Consider the following 18,448-nt stretch of genomic DNA (forward strand, 5'->3'; position numbering starts at 1 on the left):
GGCCCCCGCCCCCCGAAACGACGGAGTCACTTGTGCCCGAGGGTGACACCGTCTACCGCGCCGCGGCCAAACTGTCGGCCGCGCTCACCGGCAAGGTGGTGACCCGCTTCGACATCCGCGTTCCGGGGAGTGCGACGGCCGACCTCCGCGGCGAGACGGTGCACGAGGTCGCCGCGCGCGGCAAGCATCTGCTGCACCGCATCGGCGGATACACCCTTCACTCGCACCTGAAGATGGAGGGCCGGTGGGACGTCTACCGCCCGGGCGAACGCTGGCGTCGCCCGGCGTTCAAGGCCCGCGCGATCGTCGGCGTCACCGGCGCCGACGCCGTCGGGTTCGACCTCGCCATGGTCGAGGTGCTGCGCACCAGCGACGAGCACACCGTCATCGGACACCTGGGCCCCGACCTCCTGGCCGACGATTGGGATGAGGCGGAAGCCGTGCGGCGCGTCGCCGCCGACACCCGCGCCGCGCACGTCGCTCTGCTCGACCAGCGCAACGTCGCCGGGTTCGGAAACGTCTACGCGAACGAGCTGCTGTTCGTCCGAGGCATCGCACCGACGACCCCCGCGACCGAGATCGACGCGCAGGCGACGATCGCCCTCGGCGAGCGCATGATCCGCGCGAACCTGCCGCGACCCGAGCGCACCTTCACCGGCGACAGCCGGCCGGGGCGCCGCTTCTGGGTCTACGGGCGCGAGGGGGCGCCATGCCGTCGGTGCGGCACGCCGATCCGCGCCACGACGCTCGGGGCCTCGGCCACCAGCGAACGCAACGTCTTCTGGTGTCCCACCTGCCAGCCCGGTTGAGCACCGCCCCTCTCCCCCGCGCCGACGAGTCTTCCGCCTCTCCGTGTCAACCCGTCCGTCGCGCTCGGCACGACGTGCGAGAACGTAGGGACAACGACGCGAACGGGCCACGCCGACGTTCTCTCGACATCGAGGAAACCGATCGGCGAGGGGGCGACGAACAACCGTCAGAGGGAATGAAGGGCATTCCCGACCCGTTGTCATACATGTCGGCGGACCCGAGAGCCGACCGGAGGGGATCGTGGGAAAGAACTACATCGACATCGAAAACGACCACGGCGAGATGCTGCGTTACCGCAAGCACGTCAATGGTCGCGGACTCGTCGCGCACGGCGCGAAGGTCCACCCGTCGGCGCTGGTGGAGAACGGCGCCTACGTCGAACCCGGCGTGCAGATCGCCGCGGGTGTTCGTGTCGGTCGCGGCGCGTGGATCGAATCCGACGCCGTCATCGGCCCGGAAGCGCGCATCGAGCCTCACGCCCACATCTGCGCGGGTGCCGTGATCGGCGCAGGCGCGCACATCGGCGTCCGCACCCAGGTGGGTCACAACGCTCGCATCGCGGTGGGTTCGCTCATCGGCGACGACGAGATCATCAACGACGGGGAAGCCGTCGCCACCGACCGACGGGGCCTGCGCCTGGCGGCGTGAGCACCGCCCGTCGGGCACAAACGACCCGCACGACTCTTCGGAGCGTGCGGGTTTTCGTTTGTTCGGGGTCGCCGCCTGCCCGGATCCCGCGAGAGGCGATCCCGCCGTGCCCGCTCGATTCTGCGAGCGCAGGCGGTACCCCGCAGCGTCAGGCGAAGATCGCCAGCACGAGTCCGATCAGCGGCAGAGTGCCCTGGATCGATGCGGGGCGCAGGTACTTGCGGCCCGAGGTCACGAGCACGAGCGCGGCGGCCACCATCGAGCCCAGCGAGAAAATCAGCAGCGTGCGTCCGGCCACGTCGCCGATGCCGTTCACCAGCCAGAACACGATTCCGACGAACGCGCCGATGGCGAGGAACAGGTTGTAGAAGCCCTGGTTGTAGGCCATCGGCTTGGTGATGTCGGCCGCCTGCTGGTCGGCGATCCCGAAGGTGCGCCACGTCTTGGGCTGAGTCCATCGAACGCTCTCGAGCACGAAGATGTACACGTGGAGCAAGGCCGCGAGGCCGGCGAAGACAAGTGCCAGGATGCCGATCATGCCCCCACGTTAGCGTCGCGGATAGCCTGGGGACATGGCGAACGGCAGCGGGTCACGAGGTCGCGGCGGAACCCCCCGTCGGGCACCGGGTTCGAAAGCCGCACCCGCGAAGCGGGTTTCCGCCCCGAAGGCGAAGCCGAAGCCCGCCCCGCGGCCTCCGCGCGAAGCGCCGCGCACCTTCGTGCTCGGCGCGATCCCGGGCGCCACTCCCGGCAAGTGGATCGGTCTGTGGCGCGAGCGGATGCCGCGGGTCGCCCTCGAACTGCGCGAGATCGCGGTCGAGACGCAGGTGGCCGCCCTCGACGAGGTCGACGCCGCTCTGGTTCGTCTGCCGCTGGCGGCATCCGACGATCTTCACGTCATCGCGCTCTACGAGGAGCAGCCGGTGGTCGTCATGTCGACGGAATCGCACCTGACCGCGGCCGACGAGGTGGATCTGGCCGACCTGGCCGGTGAGATCCAGATCACTCCGGCCGACGATGTGCTGCATCTCGAGATTCCGGATGCCGTGGCCCCGAGCTTCGCGCCACCTTCCGACACCGCCGAGGCGATCGCGACCGTCGCCGCGGGGGTCGGAATCGCGGTGGTGCCGATGTCGCTCGCCCGGGCTCACCAGCGGCGCGACGTGGAGTACCGCGTGCTCCGCGACGGACCGGTCTCGACCGTCGCCCTCGCCTGGCTGCGCGAGCGGACGACGCCCGACGTGGAGGAGTTCGTGGGCATCGTGCGCGGGCGCACCGCGCGCTCGTCGCGCTGACGCTTCGCCTGCCCGCAGAAAAACGCCCCGGGGCGCGATTCGTTCGCCCGCAGGACGAATCGAATTCACCCGTCGCGTCCCCGCCGGTCACGCCGCGCTCGTAGCTTTCCTCCGTCTCACGTCGGCCGTTCCGGTCACCCCTCCCGAGAGACCCGAGAGGAAACCATGTCATTCCCGAGCCTTTCCGCCGGCCGCACCGTCGCCGGACTCGCCCTCGTCACGGCCGCGGCGCTCACGCTCGCCGGCTGCGCGGGCGGCAGCGCCGACTCCTCCGCCGACGGCGGCGTCGACGCGAAGACCGCGACCAGCGTCGCCGCCTTCGGCACCCTCGCCGACCTCGAGACCGCGGCCAAGGCCGAGGGCCAGCTCAACGTGATCGCGCTGCCGCGCACGTGGGCCAACTACGGCGAGATCCTCGACCTGTTCGCCCAGCGCTACCCCGAGATCACGATCAACGAGCAGTCGCCCGACGTCTCGAGCGCCGAGGAGATCCAGGCCGCGACCGCCAACGAGGGTCTCGACACCGCGCCCGACGTGTTCGACCTCGGCCTCGCCGTGGCCCTGCAGAACACCGACACATTCGCCGCGTACAAGGTGCAGACCTTCGACGAGATCCCCGATGCGCTGAAGGAGTCGTCGGGTCTGTTCGTCGGCGACTACGGCGGGTACATGTCGATCGGCTACGACTCCGCGCGCTTCCCCGCGCCCACCCAGCTCAGCGACCTGCTGAAGCCGGCCTACAAGGGCGCCGTGGCGATCAACGGTGACCCGACGCAGGCGGGTTCGGCCTTCGCCGCGGTGGGCCTTGCGACCGTGCAGAACGACGGCACGCTCGACGACTTCACCCCCGGCATCGAGTTCTTCGGCGAGCTCAACAAGGCCGGCAACTTCCTCAAGGTCGATCCCACCGACGCCACGATCGCCAGCGGTGAGACCCCCGTGGTCTTCGACTGGGACTACCTGAACGCCGCGCAGGCGTCGGCCGTGCCGACGTGGAAGACCGTGGTCCTGCCGGGCACCGGATACGCCGGCTACTACAACCAGGCGATCAACAAGGACGCCCCGCACCCGGCCGCCGCGCGCCTGTGGCAGGAGTTCCTCTACAGCGACGAGGTGCAGAACCTGTGGCTCAAGGGCGGCGCCCGCCCCGCGCGCATGGAGGCCATGACCTCGGCGGGCACGATCGACAAGACGCTCGCCGCGGCACTGCCCACGGCGCCGAGCGACACCGTCGTGCCGACCGAGGCTCAGTCGACCACCGCCGGCGAGACCCTCGGACAGAAGTGGGCGACGGCGGTCCAGTGACCGTTCTCGACCAGGTCGTCGTCCCCGCGGCGTCGGAGCAGCCCGCTCCGGCGTCGCGGGGCGCGGCGCGTCGGAGCTGGGCGTGGCTCGGGCTCGTCCCCTTCGCCGCGTACGTGCTGCTCTTCCTCGCCCTGCCCACCGTGCTCGCGGTGGGCTCGGGCTTCGTCGGTCGAGGCGGCGCCTTCACCCTCGACAACGTCGCCGCGCTCGGCGATCCGCTCGTGCTGTCGACGTTCGCCAACTCCGCGTGGGTGTCGCTCGTGACCGCGGTGATCGGCTCCGTCGTCGGGGCCCTGGTGTGCTGGGCCCTGCTCGGGCTCGCCGAGACCGGAGCCGTGCGGACCGCCGTCGACGCGGCATCCGGAGTGCTCGCGCAGTTCGGCGGCGTGATGCTCGCCTTCGTGCTCATCGCGGCGATCGGTGCGCAGGGGGTGGTGACGGTGATGCTGCGTCAGCTCACCGGCATCTCGCTGTACGAGAACGGCGTGTGGCTCTACGACCTGCCCGGGGTCGTCGTGGCCTACCTCGTGTTCCAGATCCCGCTCATGGTGCTGACGTTCATGCCCGCCCTCGCCGCCCTCAAGCCGCAGTGGGTCGAGGCGCACCTGACGCTGGGCGGCACGCGCGGCGGGTTCTGGCGTCACGTCGGCATCCCCGTGCTCGCCCCATCGTTCCTCGCGAGCCTGCTGCTGCTGTTCGCGAACGCGTTCTCGTCGTACGCGACCGCCGCGGCCCTCGCGAGCCAGGGGTCGCAGATCGTGCCCCTGCAGATCCGCACCGCCCTGACCAGCGAGACCGTGCTCGGGCGCGAGAACCTCGCGGGGGCGCTCGCGCTCGGCATGATCGTCGTGGTGGCCGGGGTCATGGTGGTCTACGCGCTCATCCAGCGCCGTGCGGCGAGGTGGCAGGCGTGAACCCGCTCGCTCCCCCGCGCACCGCGCGCTGGATCATCGCGGTCGTCGTCGGCCTCGCCTTCGCCGTGCCTTTCGCCGCGACCGCGCTGTTCACCCTCACGCCGCTGCCCGGCGGTTCGGGACTGTCGTTCGATCGCTGGGCGGGCATCTTCGATCCGGCCAACGCCGCGAAGTACCGCCCGATCTGGACGGGGCTGGGCAACTCCCTGATCCTCGCCGCAGTCACGGTCGCCCTCGTGCTCGGGCTCTTCACCCCGACCCTCGTGCTCGTCGCGCTGGCCTTCCCGCGGCTCCGGCGGGTGTTCGAGTTCGTCGCCCTCCTGCCGATCTCGATCCCCGCCATCGTGCTGGTGGTGGGGCTCACGCCGATCTATCTGCAGATCGGACGCACGCTCGGCACCGGAGCGTGGACGCTCGCCTTCGCCTACGGCATCCTGGTGCTGCCCTTCGCCTACCGCTCGATCCAGGCGTCGATCGACGCGATCGACATCACGACCCTGTCCGAAGCGGCCCGCACGCTGGGCGCCGGCTGGGGCTCGGTGCTGCTGCGCGTCATCGTGCCCAACCTGCGGCAGGGTCTGCTCGCGGCCGCTCTCATCTCGGTCGCGGTCGTGCTGGGCGAGTTCACGGTCGCCTCGCTGCTGAACCGCCAGACGCTGCAGACCGCGCTCGTCGTGGTCAACAAGCAGGACGGCTACGTCGCGGCGCTCTTCACCCTGCTCGCCCTGGCGTTCGCGTTCGTGCTGCTGCTCATCATCGGCCGCGTCGGACGCATCGGCGCCGGTCCCGGAAGGAAGACCTCATGACCACCGCCGACACCCCCGCCCGCGCCCTCCCTGACACCGCAGCGACCGCGCTTGCGCCGAGCGCGAGCTCGGGCGTCGAGCTGCGCGGGGTCGTGAAGGACTACGGCTCCACGCGCGTGCTGCACGGCGTCGACCTCGACGTCGCGCCCGGCGAGTTCGTGTCGCTGCTCGGGCCCTCGGGCTGCGGCAAGACGACGGCCCTGCGGGTGCTCGCGGGACTCGAGCAGGCCAGCGCGGGCGAGGTGCGCATCGGCGGTCGCGATGTCTCGGGTGTGCCGACGAACAAGCGCGACATCGGCATGGTGTTCCAGTCGTACTCGCTGTTCCCCCACCTGCGCGCGCTCGAGAACACGGCGTTCGGCCTCCGTCGTCGTGGCGTGGGCACGGCAGAAGCCCGCCGCCGCGCGGGCGACGCGCTCGACCTCGTGGGCCTCGGCCACCTCGCCGATCGGTACGCGCATCAGATGTCGGGCGGTCAGCAGCAGCGCGTGGCGCTCGCGCGGGCCCTGGTGACCGAGCCGCGCGTGCTGCTGCTCGACGAACCGCTGTCGGCGCTCGACGCCAAGGTGCGCGTGCAGCTGCGCGACGAGATCCGCCGCATCCAGCAGCGCCTGGGCACCACGACCGTCTTCGTCACGCACGACCAGGAGGAGGCGCTGGCCGTGTCCGACCGCGTCGCCGTGATGGGCGCCGGCCGCATCCTGCAGGTCGGCAGCCCCGAAGAGCTCTACACGCGCCCCGCGAACGCCGAGGTCGCCGCCTTCGTCGGGTCGTCGAGCCTCGTGCCCGGTGTCGTCACGGGCGCCACGGTCGAGGTGTGGGGTCGACGCCTCCCGCTGCTCGCCGCGGCCGACGAGGGACCCTGCGAGGTGTTCGTGCGCCCCGAGAACGTTCGGCTCGTCGGCGCGGGCGAGGAAGGGACGGATGCCGTGGTGGAGCAGACCACGTTCCTCGGCAGCATCCGCCGCTCGCTGGTGGCGACCGCCGAGGGCTCCCACGTGCACGTGCAGCACGGCGCCGACCTCGGGCTGGCGGTCGGGGCTCGCGTGCGCGTGCGCCTCGACGACATCGCCGTGCTCACGCGGCCCGTCGCCGGCTGACGCCCCGAGCCCTCGGCATCCGCCCCCTCGCCGCCCCGCCGGCTCGGGCACCCCGCGCATGAACGCCGGGCCGTTCCGCGCGGCACGTGTCGCCGCGTTTCCAGCCCTGCTCGGCGGGGGCGCGAGCCGCATAGAATCCCTGGGTGACTCCGCTGCCCCTGCTCTACGTCTGCGCCCGCCCGCAGCGCGATGCGGCCGTGGCGGAGTGGGCCTCGTTCCGCGACGGGCTGGGGGTGCGAGGCGACGACCTCGTGCACCACGACCTCGTCCGCCAGCCCCTCCCAGCTGACCTCGAGCGCTACGCCGCGGTGGTCGTGGGCGGTAGCCCGTTCAACGTGACCGCCACCGACAAGACCGATGAGCAGCTGCGCCTCGAGCGCGACCTCGAGCGTCTGGCCGCGGCCGGAATCGAGGGCCGCACGAACGTCATGTTCACCTGCTTCGGCATCGGCGTGGTCACGCGCCTGCTGGGCGGAGTCGTGACGCTGGAGCACCCCGAAGACACCGGGCCCGCCGAGATCGCGCTGACCGAAGCCGGTCGGGATGACGAGCTCTTCGGCATCCTGGACCCCCGCTTCCAGGCGTACACCGCGCACAAGGAGGGCACCGCGGCGGTCCCGCCCGGCGCCACCCTGCTGGCGTGGAACGACGCGTGCCCCGTGCAGGCCTACCGCGCCGGGACGGCTCTGTGGGCGACGCAGTTCCACCCCGAGCCGACCGCCGACGCGTTCGTCGCCCGCATGCGCGTGTACCGCGAGGCCGGCTACTTCGACGCCGACGCCTTCGACGAGGTGTCGGCGCAGGTGCGCACGGCCACGGTCGAGCAGCCGACGCTTCTGCTGCGGTCGTTCGCCGCCCGCGCCGTCGCCGCCTGAGCCCGCCGTGGCAGGAGGCCGAGCGCGGCGCCTCACGCAGGTGCCGTCCTGCGGATCCCAAGCACGACACGCCGCTCCGACGCCCAGCCACCCGGCGTGTCACAGTCCCCGTCCGCACGACGGCGCCTGAACCCGCGGCAGCTGCCGTCCTGCGGATCCCGACGACGACACGCCGCCCCGACGAGTCTCCACACGGCGTGTCCCTCCCCCCATCCGCACGACGGCAGCCCGACCCGGCGATGTCAACCCCGACCACCCCATTTACCTAGCTTTTCTAGTGTTCTAGACATGAACGGAACAGCTCAGTGGCGGGGCTCGGACCTCGCGCGCCAGATCGTCGTCCTCTCCGCCGTGTCGTTCATGCTGATCGCGGCCGTCATCGGTGCGGGCGCCTTCGGAAACTCCGCCGTGCAGGACCAGCAGGGGGGCGCGCTCAACACCGACGGCTCGTACCTCGCGCCCGCCGGTCCCGCGTTCTCGATCTGGTCGGTCATCTACCTCGGCCTGATCGCGTACTCGATCTGGCAGGCGCTCCCCCGCCAGCGCACGACCCCGCGCCAGCGCGCCCTCGGCTGGCTGATCGCGCTGACGATGACCCTCAACGGACTGTGGTTGGTCGCCGCACGCTTCGGGACGCTCTTCCTCACCGTCGTCGTGATCGTGCTGCTTCTCGCGGCGCTCGGCTGGACGTTCCGCGTCGCGGTCGCCACCCGCGAGCCGCGGGGCGGCGTCCTGGACTCGGTGCTCATCGACGGTGTCACCGGCCTCCACCTCGGGTGGGTCACCCTGGCGACCGTCGCGAATACCGCGGCATGGCTGACGACGATCGTCCCGCCGAGCTGGGAGCAGGGGGCGGATGCCATCGGCATCGCGGTCCTGATCGTGGTGGCCCTCATCGGACTCGCGATCGCCTGGCGCAGCTCGTGGCGCGTGACGCCCGCGATCGCCCTCGCCTGGGGTCTCAGCTGGCTCGCCGTGGAGCGCTTCACCGGCGAGCCGCAGAGCGGCCCGATCGGCGCGACCGCTCTCGTCGTGGCCGCGGTCGTGCTGCTTCCGCCGGTGATCGTCCGGGTACTGCGTCTGATCCGCCCGAGCGTCGACTGACGACTAGACCCGTTGCATCCGTCCCGCAAGAGGGGCGGATGCACACGGCGCGGGAAGTGTAATCGGGCGGTGGACTCGCTGCCGTTCTTCCTGCTCGTCGTGATCTTCGTCGCCGCAGCGGCGGTGGTGTGGGTCGCCGGAATCCAGCTGTCGAAAGCAACCGACGTCCTCGACGCCCGACTGCACCTGGGCAGTGCGCTCGGAGGCCTCATCGTGCTCGCGGTGGCGACCAACCTCCCCGAGATCGCCATCACGGTGTCGGCGGCCGTCTCGGGCAACCTCGAGGTCGCGGTGGGCAACATCCTGGGTGGGATCGCCCTGCAGACGGTCGTGCTCGTCATCCTCGACGCCTTCGGCAAGCGGGGCCGCGGGGTGAAGCCGTTGACCTACCGCGCGGCATCCCTCACCCTCGTCCTGGAGGGCCTCGTCGTCGTCGCCGTCCTGGCCGTCGTCATCGCGGGAAGCCAGCTGCCGAGCGGACTCGAGGTGCTGCGGCTCACCCCCGACGTCGTGCTGATCGCGGCCCTGTGGATCGTGGGATTGATCCTCGTGCAGCGCGCCGGATCGCACCTGCCGTGGCACGAGGACGGTCGGGCACCGGATGCCACGCCGAAGCCGCACAAGAAGGATCCGGCGAAGGCGATGAGCACGAAGAAGGCCGTGGTCGTGTTCTCGATCTCGGCACTCGCCACCCTTGTCGCGGGCGTGGTGCTCGAGCGCGCGGGAGATGCGGCGTCGTCGCAGATCGGACTGTCGGGGGTGCTCTTCGGCGCGACGGTGCTCGCCCTTGCGACCTCTCTGCCCGAGATCTCGACCGGGCTGCAGGCCATCCGCCAGGGTGACGACAACCTCGCGATCAGCGACATCTTCGGCGGCAACGCCTTCCTGCCGGTGCTCTTCCTCGTGGCGACGGTGATCTCGGGGACGGCCGTGCTCCCCAGCGCCAACGCCGCCGACATCTACCTGACGGCTCTCGCCGCCCTGCTGACGCTCGTGTACGTCGTGGGCCTGATCTTCCGCCCGCAGCGGCGGCTGATCGGGATGGGCATCGACTCGTTCGTCGTCCTCGTGCTCTACGCCGTGGGCATCGGCGGCCTGTTCGCCATCTCGGCCTGAGGGGCTCAGCGAGCCGTCAGCTCCACCACCACCGCCTGCTGGGGGTTCTGCACGGGCGGACGGATGCCGGCCACGGCCAGCTGGCGCCCGGTGAGCTCGGTGTCGAGGTGGGCCCACGGCAAGGGCGACTGCGCGGGCTCCTGCACGAGGCCGCCCGGGGTCACCAGGCGCACGCGGTAGGTGCGGTCGGGATCGAGGCCCGGCAGACGCACGCGTCCCGCGGGTGAGGCGATCAGGGTCTGCGTCTGCGCGATGGTGTAGAACGCCTGGTCGCGATCGGCCGAGACGACTCCGCGCACGTCGAGGCCGGGGTCGGCGACATCGACGTTCACGAGACGCCCCGTCGCCACCAGCGGGCGCACCCGCCGCGCGAGGGCGACCCACTCCCCCACGACGGCGCGGTCGCGCTCGTCGAGCGTGGTCAGGTCCCACTCGATGCCGAAGTGACCGAACAACGCGACGGCTCCGCTGAAGGCGAGAGAGACCGTGCGGCCGGTCGAGTGCACGCGCGGGGTGGTCAGGTGCATGCCCATCATCTCGGGCGGCACGACCAGGGCGGTGTAGCGCTGCGTCTCGAGCCGCTCGACCGGATCGAGGCAGTCGCTCGTCCAGATACGGTCGGTGCGGTCCAGGATGCCGAGGTCGACGCGCGCCCCGCCCGAGGCGCAGCTCTCGATCTCGAGGCCCGGGAAGCTCGCTTTCAGCTCGTCGATCAGCCGGTACACGGCGAGCGTGTGGGCGTGCACGGCCGAGCCGCCGCCGGGCCCGGTCGCGGCATCCACGAGATCGCGGTTGTGGTCCCACTTCACGTAGGCGATCGGGTAGGCCCGCAGCACCTCGGTCATCCGCTCGAGGATGTACGCGTACGCGCCGGGGTGCGCGAGGTTCAGCACCTGCTGCTGGCGCGCCGAGGGCGGCAGCTCGTCGCGACCGCGCAGGATCCACTCGGGGTGCGCGCGGGCGACGTCGCTGTCGGGGTTGAGCATCTCGGGCTCGAACCACAGGCCGAACTCCATGCCGAGGCCCGTGACGTGGTCGGCGAGCGGGCTCAGTCCGTCGGGCCAGACGCCCTCGTCGACGAACCAGTCGCCGAGACCGGCGGTGTCGTCGCGGCGGCCGCGGAACCAGCCGTCGTCGAGCACGAACCTCTCCACGCCGATCTCGGCGGCGACGTCGGCCAGCTGCAGCAGCTTCGGCAGGCGGTGGTCGAAGTAGACGGCCTCCCACGTGTTGAGGGTGATCGGGCGCGGGCGCTCCGGGTGCTGCGGCCGGGCGCGCCAGGTGTCGTGGAATCGCGCGGCGAGCTCGTCGAGACCGTCGCCCCACGACCCGTAGACGAGCGGCGACGAGACCTCGGCGCCCGGTGCGAGCACGATCTCGCCCCACGCGGCCATCTCGCCGCCCGCGAGCAGCGCCTCGCCCAGCGGCAGCCGCTCGGCGAACACGCGCTGGTTGCCGCTCCACGCGACGTGGATGCCGTGCACCAGACCCGTCTCGAACCCGAAGCCCGGTCGTCCGGCGGCGAGCAGCAGGGTCGCGTCGGCACCGGGGCGACCGCGGCGACTCTCGCGCAGGTGCGTGCCGAAGGTGAAGGCGTGGCGCTGCGACGAGCGCTCGCGCAGGTGGCGGCCGGTGGTGTCGAGAATCTCGGTGGCCTCCCACGGCAGCGGGAAGCTCGGCTGCAGGGTCGAGACGACGAGGTCGTCGGTCCCGTCGTTGACCACCGTGAGCGTCTGCGAGAACAGGCCCGCGGCATCCACCCGAAGATCCGCGCGCAGACGCAGAGCGCGCTGGGCGTCGACGAGGTGCAGCGTCACGGCGTCGGGGGTGGAGTCGACGGATGCCAGGGAGAAGACCGTTCCCTGCACGACGCCGCCGCGCCCTCCCTCGTATCCGGGAGCGCCGGGCCAGCCGGCCGCGGCCGTCGGCACGATCGTGAGGCGGGGCGTCTGGTCGATGCCGCCCGAGACGCGTTGCGGACGCGCGGCCACGACCATCGACGAGAGCGCATCCCCGTCGAGGGCGCCGAGGTCGGGCCCCCAGTGAATGATGGCGGGCGCGGGCAGCGCGGTGAGGTCGATGACGACGCTGGTGCCGCCTGCGCGGAGGTGCGCCGCCGGAGGGGTCTCGGGTGCGACGACGGTGTGCGACATGGCATTATTTCTACCACGAAACAAATGCCCGCCTGCTGTGGGCGAACGGGACGGAGGCGCGATGCTCACCGAGAGCGAAGCCGCCGTCGCCCGCGCCGTGCTGACCCACGGCCCCCTGTCGCGCACCGCCCTCGCCGCGCGCCTGCACCTTTCGCCGCCGAGCCTCACCCGCCTGACCCGCCCCCTGGTGGACGCCGGCATCCTGATCGAGCTCGACGACGACGTCGACGGTTCGGTCGGGCGCCCCTCGCGGCCGCTCGACATCTCGCCCACGGCCGGGACGTTCGTCGGCGTCAAGCTCACCGGCGATCACCTCTACCTCGTCGCGACCGACATCCGGGCCGAGGTGCGCGAGCGCTCCGACCGTCGCCTGTCGGGTTCGACGCCGGAGGCCGTGATCGACGAGATCGCCACCGCGGTCGCGGCGCTCGGGCTGAGCGATGTGCGCGGGATCGGCGTGAGCCTGGGCGGCGCCGTGCGCGACGGGGTCGCCGTCGACGCCCCCTTCCTCGGCTGGCGTGACGTCGCCCTCGCCGATGCGCTCGCGGCGCGCCTCGACGTGCCGGTCGCCCTCGAGAACGACGTCGTCGCCCTCGCCGAGGCCGAGCGCTGGTTCGGAGTGGGTCGCGACCTCCCGGGCTTCGCGATCGTGACCGTCGGCGCGGGAGTGGGCTTCGGCCTCGTGATCGACGGACGTACCGTGCGCACCCCCGATGCCGGGGTCGGCACCGTCGGCCACCTCCCGCTCATGGCCGACGGCCCCGCCTGCCCCGAGGGGCACCGCGGCTGCGCCGCCGCCCTGCTGACGACGACCGCGATCTCGGCTCGGGTCTCCGACACCCTCGGCCGACAGGTCGGGTACGACGAGGCCCTCTCGCTCGCCCGCGCCGGCGAGCCCGCCGCCCGCACCGTCATGGAAGCCGCAGGCGACGCCCTCGGAACCCTGTGCGCCCTCGCCGCCAACCTGTCGCTGCAGTCCGACATCGTGCTCGCCGGAGAAGGCGTGGAGGCGTTCGATCTGGTGCGCGACCAGGTCGAGGCGTCTCTCGCGCGCGGCCGCGAGCGCTCGACATCCGCCGTCTCGATCCACCCCGACCGCTCGGGCTTCTCCGCCTGGGCGCGGGGAGCCGCGGCGGTGGCGATCCAGGCAGCGATGGGCCGCATCTCGCTCAGCGACTGAACGACGCCGTTCCCCGCACGCGACTACGCCAATCTGCGGCAGCCGAAAGAGAAACCCCGACCGTCACACGAGGTGCGCTGCGTCGGGGGCTGTTCGATATTCTACTTCGAACAGATCCCGTCGGCAATGAGGTCTCATGCATCGTCTTCGCGCAACGATCCCCGCGGTTCGCATGCAACGCTACGACGACGCATGCCGACACGATCAGGACGTCGACGGTGTCGATCTCTATCGCTGGGCCAACTCTGTGGCGCTCGCTGTTTTCGAGGATCTCGGTCACGTCGAGGTCGCCATGCGCTCGGCCATGGCGAGGGAGCTCGCCGACCGGTACGGGCTGGAGTGGTACGACGACCGGTCACTTCTGGACGAGGACGGGACCGAACTTGTCGAGGAGGCGAAAGGACGCATCCGCCTCAGCAAGCTCCCTGATGACCCCTCACTGCGGCACGGCAAGCTCGTCGCTTCCCTGATGTTCGGTTTCTGGGTGAAGTTGCTCGGCCGCGGGCAGTTCGCCGAACGCAACGGCATTCGTGAGCGTCGGATCTATGACACGACTATCTGGAAGGCCGCCGTTCGTCGAGCCTTCCCCGGCGTAGGAGATGTCGAACGCCAGCGTGTGGAGAATGTCGCGCGGAGAGTTCAGGTCCTCCGCAACCGGATTGCTCACCACGAACACATCATCTGGGGCATACCTCTCGTGGGTGAACGCCACCACTCCGATGAGCCGGTGCGCCTGGACCTCGAAACAGCCCACGCGTCAGTCATCGAGATCGCCAGGTACCTGGACGACGGTCTCGCGTCGTGGCTTACCGAGAACAGCCGAGCCGGAGAGCTTCTCGACGCCTGCCCCATATATGCGGGAGAGCTGCTTCTGCGGGAAGACTGACCTGGAGGCCTCGGAGAACCGCCTCGCTTAGAGAGCCGGTGCGACGATCGCGCTCGCTCCGGCGGGCACCGTCAGCGTGGTGCCGTCGAGCACGACGCCCTCGGCGGTGGCCAGCAGCACACGGGCACCGGATGCCGCGGAGGCCGACGCCTCGGCATCCGACAGGTTCACGACGACGAGAAGGTCGCCGCGACGCAGCTCGTACACGCGCCCGCCCTCGGCCTTGCGGGCCGCGGCCGACAGACCCTCGCGCGAGGGGTCGGTGAGCTCGGGGCGCTCGCGGCGGATCTTCGCGAGTTCGCGGTACAGACCGAGCAGCTGCGCGTGGTCGCCCTCGCCCACCTCGTCCCAGTCGAGCTTCGAGTTCTCGAAGGTCGAGGGGTCCTGCGGGTCGGGCACGGTCGACTCGTCCCAGCCCATCTTCTCGAACTCGGCGATGCGCCCCTCGGCGGTGGCCTTGCCGAGCTCGGGCTCGGGGTGCGAGGTGAAGAACTGCCACGGGGTGGTGGCGCCCCACTCCTCGCCCATGAACAGCATCGGCGTGCCGGGGGCCGTCAGCGTGACCACGGCGGCCGCGGCGAGGCGGTCGTAGTCGAGCGTCTGCGAGAGGCGATCGCCGGCGGCACGGTTGCCGATCTGGTCGTGGTCCTGCGCGAAGGTCACCAGGCGCCAGTTCGGCACGTCGGCGGGGACGGGCTTGCCGTGCTTCTCCTCGCGGAAGGTCGAGTAGGTGCCGTCGTGGAAGAAGCCGCCCTCGCTCACCTTGCGGAACGCGTCGAGGTCGGCGAAGTCCTCGTAGTACCCGATCGTCTCTCCGGTCAGGGCGACGTGGGCGGTGTGATGCCAGTCATCCGACCACTGCGCGGTGAGTCCGTAGCCGCCGGCCTCGCGCGGGAGGATCAGCTTCGGGTCGTTCATGTCGCTCTCGGCGATGGTCGTGAGCGGGACGCCGCGGTGCGCCGACAGGGCATCGGTGCGCTCGGCGATCTGCTGCAGCACGTGCGGGTCGCGGTGGTCGAGCAGGGCGTGCACGGCATCGAGGCGCAGACCGTCGACGTGGTAGTCGCTCATCCACATCAGCGCGTTCTCGACGATGTAGGCGCGCACGGCGTCTTCGTCGAGGTTGACCGAGTCGCCCCACGTGTTGCGGCTGCCCTCGCGGAGGTACTCGCCGAAGAGGGGCAGGTAGTTGCCCGAGGGTCCGAGGTGGTTGTAGACGACGTCCTGGATCACGGCGAGACCCGCGGCATGGGCGGCGTCGACGAAGCGCTGGTAGGCCTCCGGTCCGCCGTAGGCCTCGTGCACGGTGTACCAGAGCACCCCGTCGTAACCCCAGTTCCACGTACCGTTGAAGCCGTTCACCGGGAGCAGCTCGACGTGGGTCACGCCCAGGTCGACGAGGTGGTCGAGGCGACCGATCGCGGCATCCAAGGTCCCCTCGGGGGTGAAGGTGCCGAGGTGCAGCTCGTAGATCAGCCCGCCCGCGAGCTGCTTGCCCGTCCACGCAGCGTCGTTCCACGCGTAGACCGAGGGGTCGAACCACGCCGACGCCTCGTGCACGCCGCCGGGCTGGCGCCGCGACCGCGGGTCGGGACGCAGGTCGTCGCCGTCGCCGAGCACGAAGCCGTACCGCTCGCCGTCAGCGAGGTCGACCGGAGCGGTCCACCACCCGCCGGCATCCGCCGACATCTCCACGTCTTCGACGACGGTGTCGCCACTGTCGTCGAGACGGCGCAGCCGCACTCGCTCGGCCTTGGGGGCCCAGACGTCGATGCTCATGTGGGTTCTTTCCTTCGCGCGTGAGATGGTCGTCGCGCGACGGGGCGCACACCCCGCCGCGCGCAGGTCAGGAGATCAGCAGAGCGACGGGATACGTCGCCAGCAGCTCGCCGAGGCGGGTCGGACCGCCCTGGTACTGCTTGCCGGTGAGCACGTCGATGACCAGCGTGTCGGGCAGCAGCAGCACGGTGTCGCGCCAGCCGCCCGCGGTGCGCAGGCCGTGGGGCAGGCGCGTCGCGACCGCGAACACCCCGCCGCGATCGAACGCGACGACGTGATCGGATGCCACGCCGGCGGCCTCGAGCGGACGGTAGACGTCCAGCGGCACGTCGTTCCGCACCCGCAACGCGCGCGAGGTCACGAGCAGCTTCGCGGCCCCGGTCCCGTCGATGGGCGGGCGCACGGCATCCGTCCCGTCGATGGAGGCGAGCAGGCGCCGACGCTCCGCGAAGTCCACGGCCCGACGGTTATCGGGGTCGACCAGCGACTGCTCCCACAGCTCCGAGCCCTGGTACACGTCGGGGACGCCCGGGCCCATGATCTGCAGCAGCTTGGCCGAGAGTCCGTTCGACCAGCCGTCGGCCGAGATCTCGTCGACGAACGCGCGCACGCGCTCGGCCGCGGGACCGGTGGCCGCATCGACCAGCGCGTGCATGCGCTCTTCGAAGGCCTCGTCCTGCTCCCACCAGCCGGTGACCTCCGACGCCTCGCGCGCGGCCTTCTCGGCGTAGGCGTGCAGGCGTTCGCGGTAGTCCTTCAGACCTCCGGGAGTGGATGCCGAGGCCGGCCACGCCCCGACGATGGCCTGCCACAGCAGCGCGTCGAAGGGACCGTGCCCGGTCGAGGCGATGCCGCGGAACTCCTCGAGTCGCGCGGCCCACCGCTCGGGCATCTCGGCGAGCACGGCGATGCGCGCACGCGTGTCTTCGCCGCGCTTGGTGTCGTGTGTCGAGAGCGTCGTCATGGCGGTAGGCCACGACGCGTGGCGCAGCGCCTGCGCGGTGTGGAAGCCATGCACGTCGAGCGCGAACTGGCCCGGGTCGCCGCCCACCTCGGTGAGCGAGCCCAGCCGCGTGTAGCGGTAGAAGGCCGTGTCTTCGACGCCCTTCGCCATCACGGGTCCGGTCGTCTGCTGGAAGCGCCACGCGATCTCGAGGTCGGTGTCGGCGAGCGCCGGCACGAGCTTCTCGATCACGTCGTCGAGCTCGGGGCGGCGGATCTCGGCCTCGCCTGCGGCGGCGTCGAGGTGCGCGCGCCCCGCCGGGAGGTACGAGCGGTAGACGGGGAAGCACGCGAGGATCTCGGCGAGGGCGTCCTGCAGCACCTCGGCCTCGAACTCCTCGCGCAGCTCGGCGGGAAGGCCACGGACGATGCGGCGGATCTCCGACACCTGGATGGAGTCGGCGATCTTGCGCTTGGTGTCGTGGATGAGGTCGTGCCAGCCGGTCAGGGCGGGCAGGTCGCTCTCGGTGCGCAAGCGCGCATCCAGGGCGTCGAGGGGCACCTCACCCGCGGGATCCGTGAGCACGCGGTCGATCTCGGCGAGCGCGTCGTATCCGGTCGTGCCGGCGGTCTTCCACCACGAGGGCAGGGCTTCACCGTGCTCGAGGATCTTCTCGCCGAGTACATAACCGACCTCGTCGTCGCTCGCCTCTCGCAGGGCGGCCGAGAGGCGGTCGAGGTACCCACCCGGGTCGACGAGACCGTCGGGGTGGTCCACCCGCAGGCCGTCGGCGAGACCCTCGCGCACCCAGCGCAGGATCTCGGCGTGGGTCGCCTCGAACACCTCCGGCAGCTCGACGCGCACACCCGCGAGGGTCGTCACGGCGAAGAAGCGGCGGTAGTTGAGGTCGGCCGCTTCGTCCTGCCAGAAGCGCAGCTCGAAGTTCTGCGCATCGAGCAGAGCCTCGATCGCGTCGCGCGAGCCCGAGGCCGCGGCATCCGTCCCCGTTCCCGGAGCCACCGGGAAGGCGTGGTCGTAGTAGCGGATCAGCCCATCGGGGGCGTCGTCGGCCGGCGTCGGGTCGTACGAGATCTCGTCGATGACCTCGGCGAGATCGGCGCCCAGGATCGGCACGCGCACCTTGCCCGCGCCGAACTCCCAGTCGATGTCGAAGGCGGAGGCATGCGCCGAGGCCCGTCCCTGGCGCAGCACGTCCCACCACCACGAATTGCTCCGCGGCTCCGAGACGCCCATGTGGTTGGGCACGATGTCGATCAGGATGCCGAGGTCCTTCGCGCGCGCCGCCTGCACGAAGCGCGAGAGTCCCTCGGCGCCGCCGCGGGCGGGGTCGACGCGCGTGACGTCGACGACGTCGTAGCCGTGGTCCGACCCGGGCGTGGCCTCGAGGATCGGCGAGAGGTACGCCCACGAGACCCCGAGGTCACGGAGGTAATCCGTGACCTCGGCGGCGTCGTCGAGGGTGAACGATTCGCGGATCTGCAGGCGATACGTCGAAAGCGGATGCCGCATCTCG

The 18,448-nt window shown here is 71.1% G+C and carries 16 protein-coding genes; 12 read left to right on the plus strand and 4 right to left on the minus strand.

Annotated features, from left to right (window positions below):
* The first annotated feature begins 32 nt into the window (after window positions 1–32).
* Window positions 33–809 carry a DNA-formamidopyrimidine glycosylase family protein gene (locus tag RWH43_RS03515; RefSeq protein ID WP_144829875.1) on the plus strand — a complete coding sequence of 259 codons (777 nt, stop codon included), beginning with the start codon at window positions 33–35 and terminating at the stop codon, window positions 807–809.
* A gap of 241 nt (window positions 810–1,050) precedes the next feature.
* Window positions 1,051–1,458, plus strand: coding sequence for a transferase (locus RWH43_RS03520; protein ID WP_144829878.1), 408 nt, complete (start codon window positions 1,051–1,053; stop codon window positions 1,456–1,458).
* Window positions 1,459–1,606: 148 nt separating this feature from the next.
* Here the strand turns inward: RWH43_RS03520 and RWH43_RS03525 are convergent, their stop codons facing one another.
* The gene (locus tag RWH43_RS03525; RefSeq protein WP_154096214.1) at window positions 1,607–1,996 is read right to left on the minus strand and encodes a DUF1304 domain-containing protein; all 390 of its coding nucleotides are present in this window, start codon (window positions 1,994–1,996) and stop codon (window positions 1,607–1,609) included.
* 34 nt (window positions 1,997–2,030) lie between these two features.
* Between RWH43_RS03525 and RWH43_RS03530 the strand changes: the two genes are divergently transcribed.
* The 8 genes from RWH43_RS03530 (at window position 2,031) to RWH43_RS03565 (ending at window position 9,973) form a co-directional block, all read left to right on the plus strand.
* Window positions 2,031–2,753: a LysR family substrate-binding domain-containing protein gene (locus RWH43_RS03530; RefSeq protein ID WP_316000676.1), complete on the plus strand. Its 723-nt coding sequence runs from the start codon at window positions 2,031–2,033 to the stop codon at window positions 2,751–2,753.
* Between the two features lie 165 nt (window positions 2,754–2,918).
* A complete protein-coding gene (locus RWH43_RS03535; protein WP_144829887.1) occupies window positions 2,919–4,058 on the plus strand; it encodes an ABC transporter substrate-binding protein in 1,140 nt (379 codons plus the stop codon).
* Window positions 4,055–4,972, plus strand: a complete 918-nt coding sequence (locus RWH43_RS03540; RefSeq protein WP_437127377.1) for an ABC transporter permease — start codon at window positions 4,055–4,057, stop codon at window positions 4,970–4,972. The genes RWH43_RS03535 and RWH43_RS03540 overlap by 4 nt, the downstream gene beginning before the upstream one ends.
* On the plus strand, window positions 4,969–5,778 hold the full coding sequence (locus tag RWH43_RS03545) for an ABC transporter permease (protein ID WP_316000677.1): 810 nt from the start codon (window positions 4,969–4,971) through the stop codon (window positions 5,776–5,778). Before RWH43_RS03540 ends, RWH43_RS03545 begins: the two co-directional genes overlap by 4 nt.
* Window positions 5,775–6,878: an ABC transporter ATP-binding protein gene (locus RWH43_RS03550; RefSeq protein WP_144829893.1), complete on the plus strand. Its 1,104-nt coding sequence runs from the start codon at window positions 5,775–5,777 to the stop codon at window positions 6,876–6,878. The genes RWH43_RS03545 and RWH43_RS03550 overlap by 4 nt, the downstream gene beginning before the upstream one ends.
* A gap of 143 nt (window positions 6,879–7,021) precedes the next feature.
* Window positions 7,022–7,753 carry a glutamine amidotransferase-related protein gene (locus tag RWH43_RS03555; RefSeq protein WP_316000678.1) on the plus strand — a complete coding sequence of 244 codons (732 nt, stop codon included), beginning with the start codon at window positions 7,022–7,024 and terminating at the stop codon, window positions 7,751–7,753.
* 288 nt (window positions 7,754–8,041) lie between these two features.
* Window positions 8,042–8,857, plus strand: coding sequence for a TspO-related membrane protein (locus RWH43_RS03560; RefSeq protein ID WP_316000679.1), 816 nt, complete (start codon window positions 8,042–8,044; stop codon window positions 8,855–8,857).
* Window positions 8,858–8,926: 69 nt separating this feature from the next.
* The gene (locus RWH43_RS03565; RefSeq protein WP_154096219.1) at window positions 8,927–9,973 is read left to right on the plus strand and encodes a sodium:calcium antiporter; all 1,047 of its coding nucleotides are present in this window, start codon (window positions 8,927–8,929) and stop codon (window positions 9,971–9,973) included.
* A gap of 5 nt (window positions 9,974–9,978) precedes the next feature.
* Here RWH43_RS03565 and RWH43_RS03570 read toward each other — a convergent pair whose 3' ends face one another.
* Window positions 9,979–12,126 (minus strand): alpha-galactosidase, encoded by a 2,148-nt coding sequence (locus tag RWH43_RS03570; RefSeq protein ID WP_316000680.1) that lies wholly within the window; start codon window positions 12,124–12,126, stop codon window positions 9,979–9,981.
* A 61-nt stretch (window positions 12,127–12,187) separates the two neighbouring features.
* Between RWH43_RS03570 and RWH43_RS03575 the strand changes: the two genes are divergently transcribed.
* Window positions 12,188–13,306, plus strand: coding sequence for an ROK family protein (locus RWH43_RS03575; protein ID WP_316000681.1), 1,119 nt, complete (start codon window positions 12,188–12,190; stop codon window positions 13,304–13,306).
* 172 nt (window positions 13,307–13,478) lie between these two features.
* A complete protein-coding gene (locus RWH43_RS03580) occupies window positions 13,479–14,192 on the plus strand; it encodes an Abi family protein (RefSeq protein WP_316000682.1) in 714 nt (237 codons plus the stop codon).
* Between the two features lie 27 nt (window positions 14,193–14,219).
* On the opposite strand, the gene treZ is transcribed toward RWH43_RS03580, so the two are convergent.
* Together treZ and treY are read right to left on the minus strand one after the other, a co-directional pair.
* Window positions 14,220–15,971 (minus strand): malto-oligosyltrehalose trehalohydrolase, encoded by a 1,752-nt coding sequence (gene treZ, locus RWH43_RS03585; protein WP_316000683.1) that lies wholly within the window; start codon window positions 15,969–15,971, stop codon window positions 14,220–14,222.
* A gap of 67 nt (window positions 15,972–16,038) precedes the next feature.
* Entirely contained in the window at window positions 16,039–18,444 is a 2,406-nt protein-coding gene (treY, locus tag RWH43_RS03590; protein ID WP_316001107.1) for a malto-oligosyltrehalose synthase, read from the minus strand.
* Between the last annotated feature and the right edge of the window lie 4 nt (window positions 18,445–18,448).

It is taken from the genome of Microbacterium algihabitans, assembly GCF_032464975.1.
In the GTDB taxonomy this organism is placed as follows: Bacteria; Actinomycetota; Actinomycetes; order Actinomycetales; family Microbacteriaceae; genus Microbacterium; species Microbacterium algihabitans.

Bases quoted from the DNA above. Each gene is read 5' to 3' on its own strand.
- RWH43_RS03560 (WP_316000679.1), top strand. From the start codon at position 8,042: ATGAACGGAACAGCTCAGTGGCGGGGCTCGGACCTCGCGCGCCAGATC.
- RWH43_RS03575 (WP_316000681.1), top strand. From the start codon at position 12,188: ATGCTCACCGAGAGCGAAGCCGCCGTCGCCCGCGCCGTGCTGACCCAC.
- RWH43_RS03535 (WP_144829887.1), top strand. From the start codon at position 2,919: ATGTCATTCCCGAGCCTTTCCGCCGGCCGCACCGTCGCCGGACTCGCC.
- RWH43_RS03525 (WP_154096214.1), bottom strand. From the start codon at position 1,996: ATGATCGGCATCCTGGCACTTGTCTTCGCCGGCCTCGCGGCCTTGCTC.
- RWH43_RS03550 (WP_144829893.1), top strand. From the start codon at position 5,775: ATGACCACCGCCGACACCCCCGCCCGCGCCCTCCCTGACACCGCAGCG.
- RWH43_RS03570 (WP_316000680.1), bottom strand. From the start codon at position 12,126: ATGTCGCACACCGTCGTCGCACCCGAGACCCCTCCGGCGGCGCACCTC.
- treZ (WP_316000683.1), bottom strand. From the start codon at position 15,971: ATGAGCATCGACGTCTGGGCCCCCAAGGCCGAGCGAGTGCGGCTGCGC.
- RWH43_RS03580 (WP_316000682.1), top strand. From the start codon at position 13,479: ATGCAACGCTACGACGACGCATGCCGACACGATCAGGACGTCGACGGT.
- RWH43_RS03530 (WP_316000676.1), top strand. From the start codon at position 2,031: ATGGCGAACGGCAGCGGGTCACGAGGTCGCGGCGGAACCCCCCGTCGG.
- treY (WP_316001107.1), bottom strand. From the start codon at position 18,444: ATGCGGCATCCGCTTTCGACGTATCGCCTGCAGATCCGCGAATCGTTC.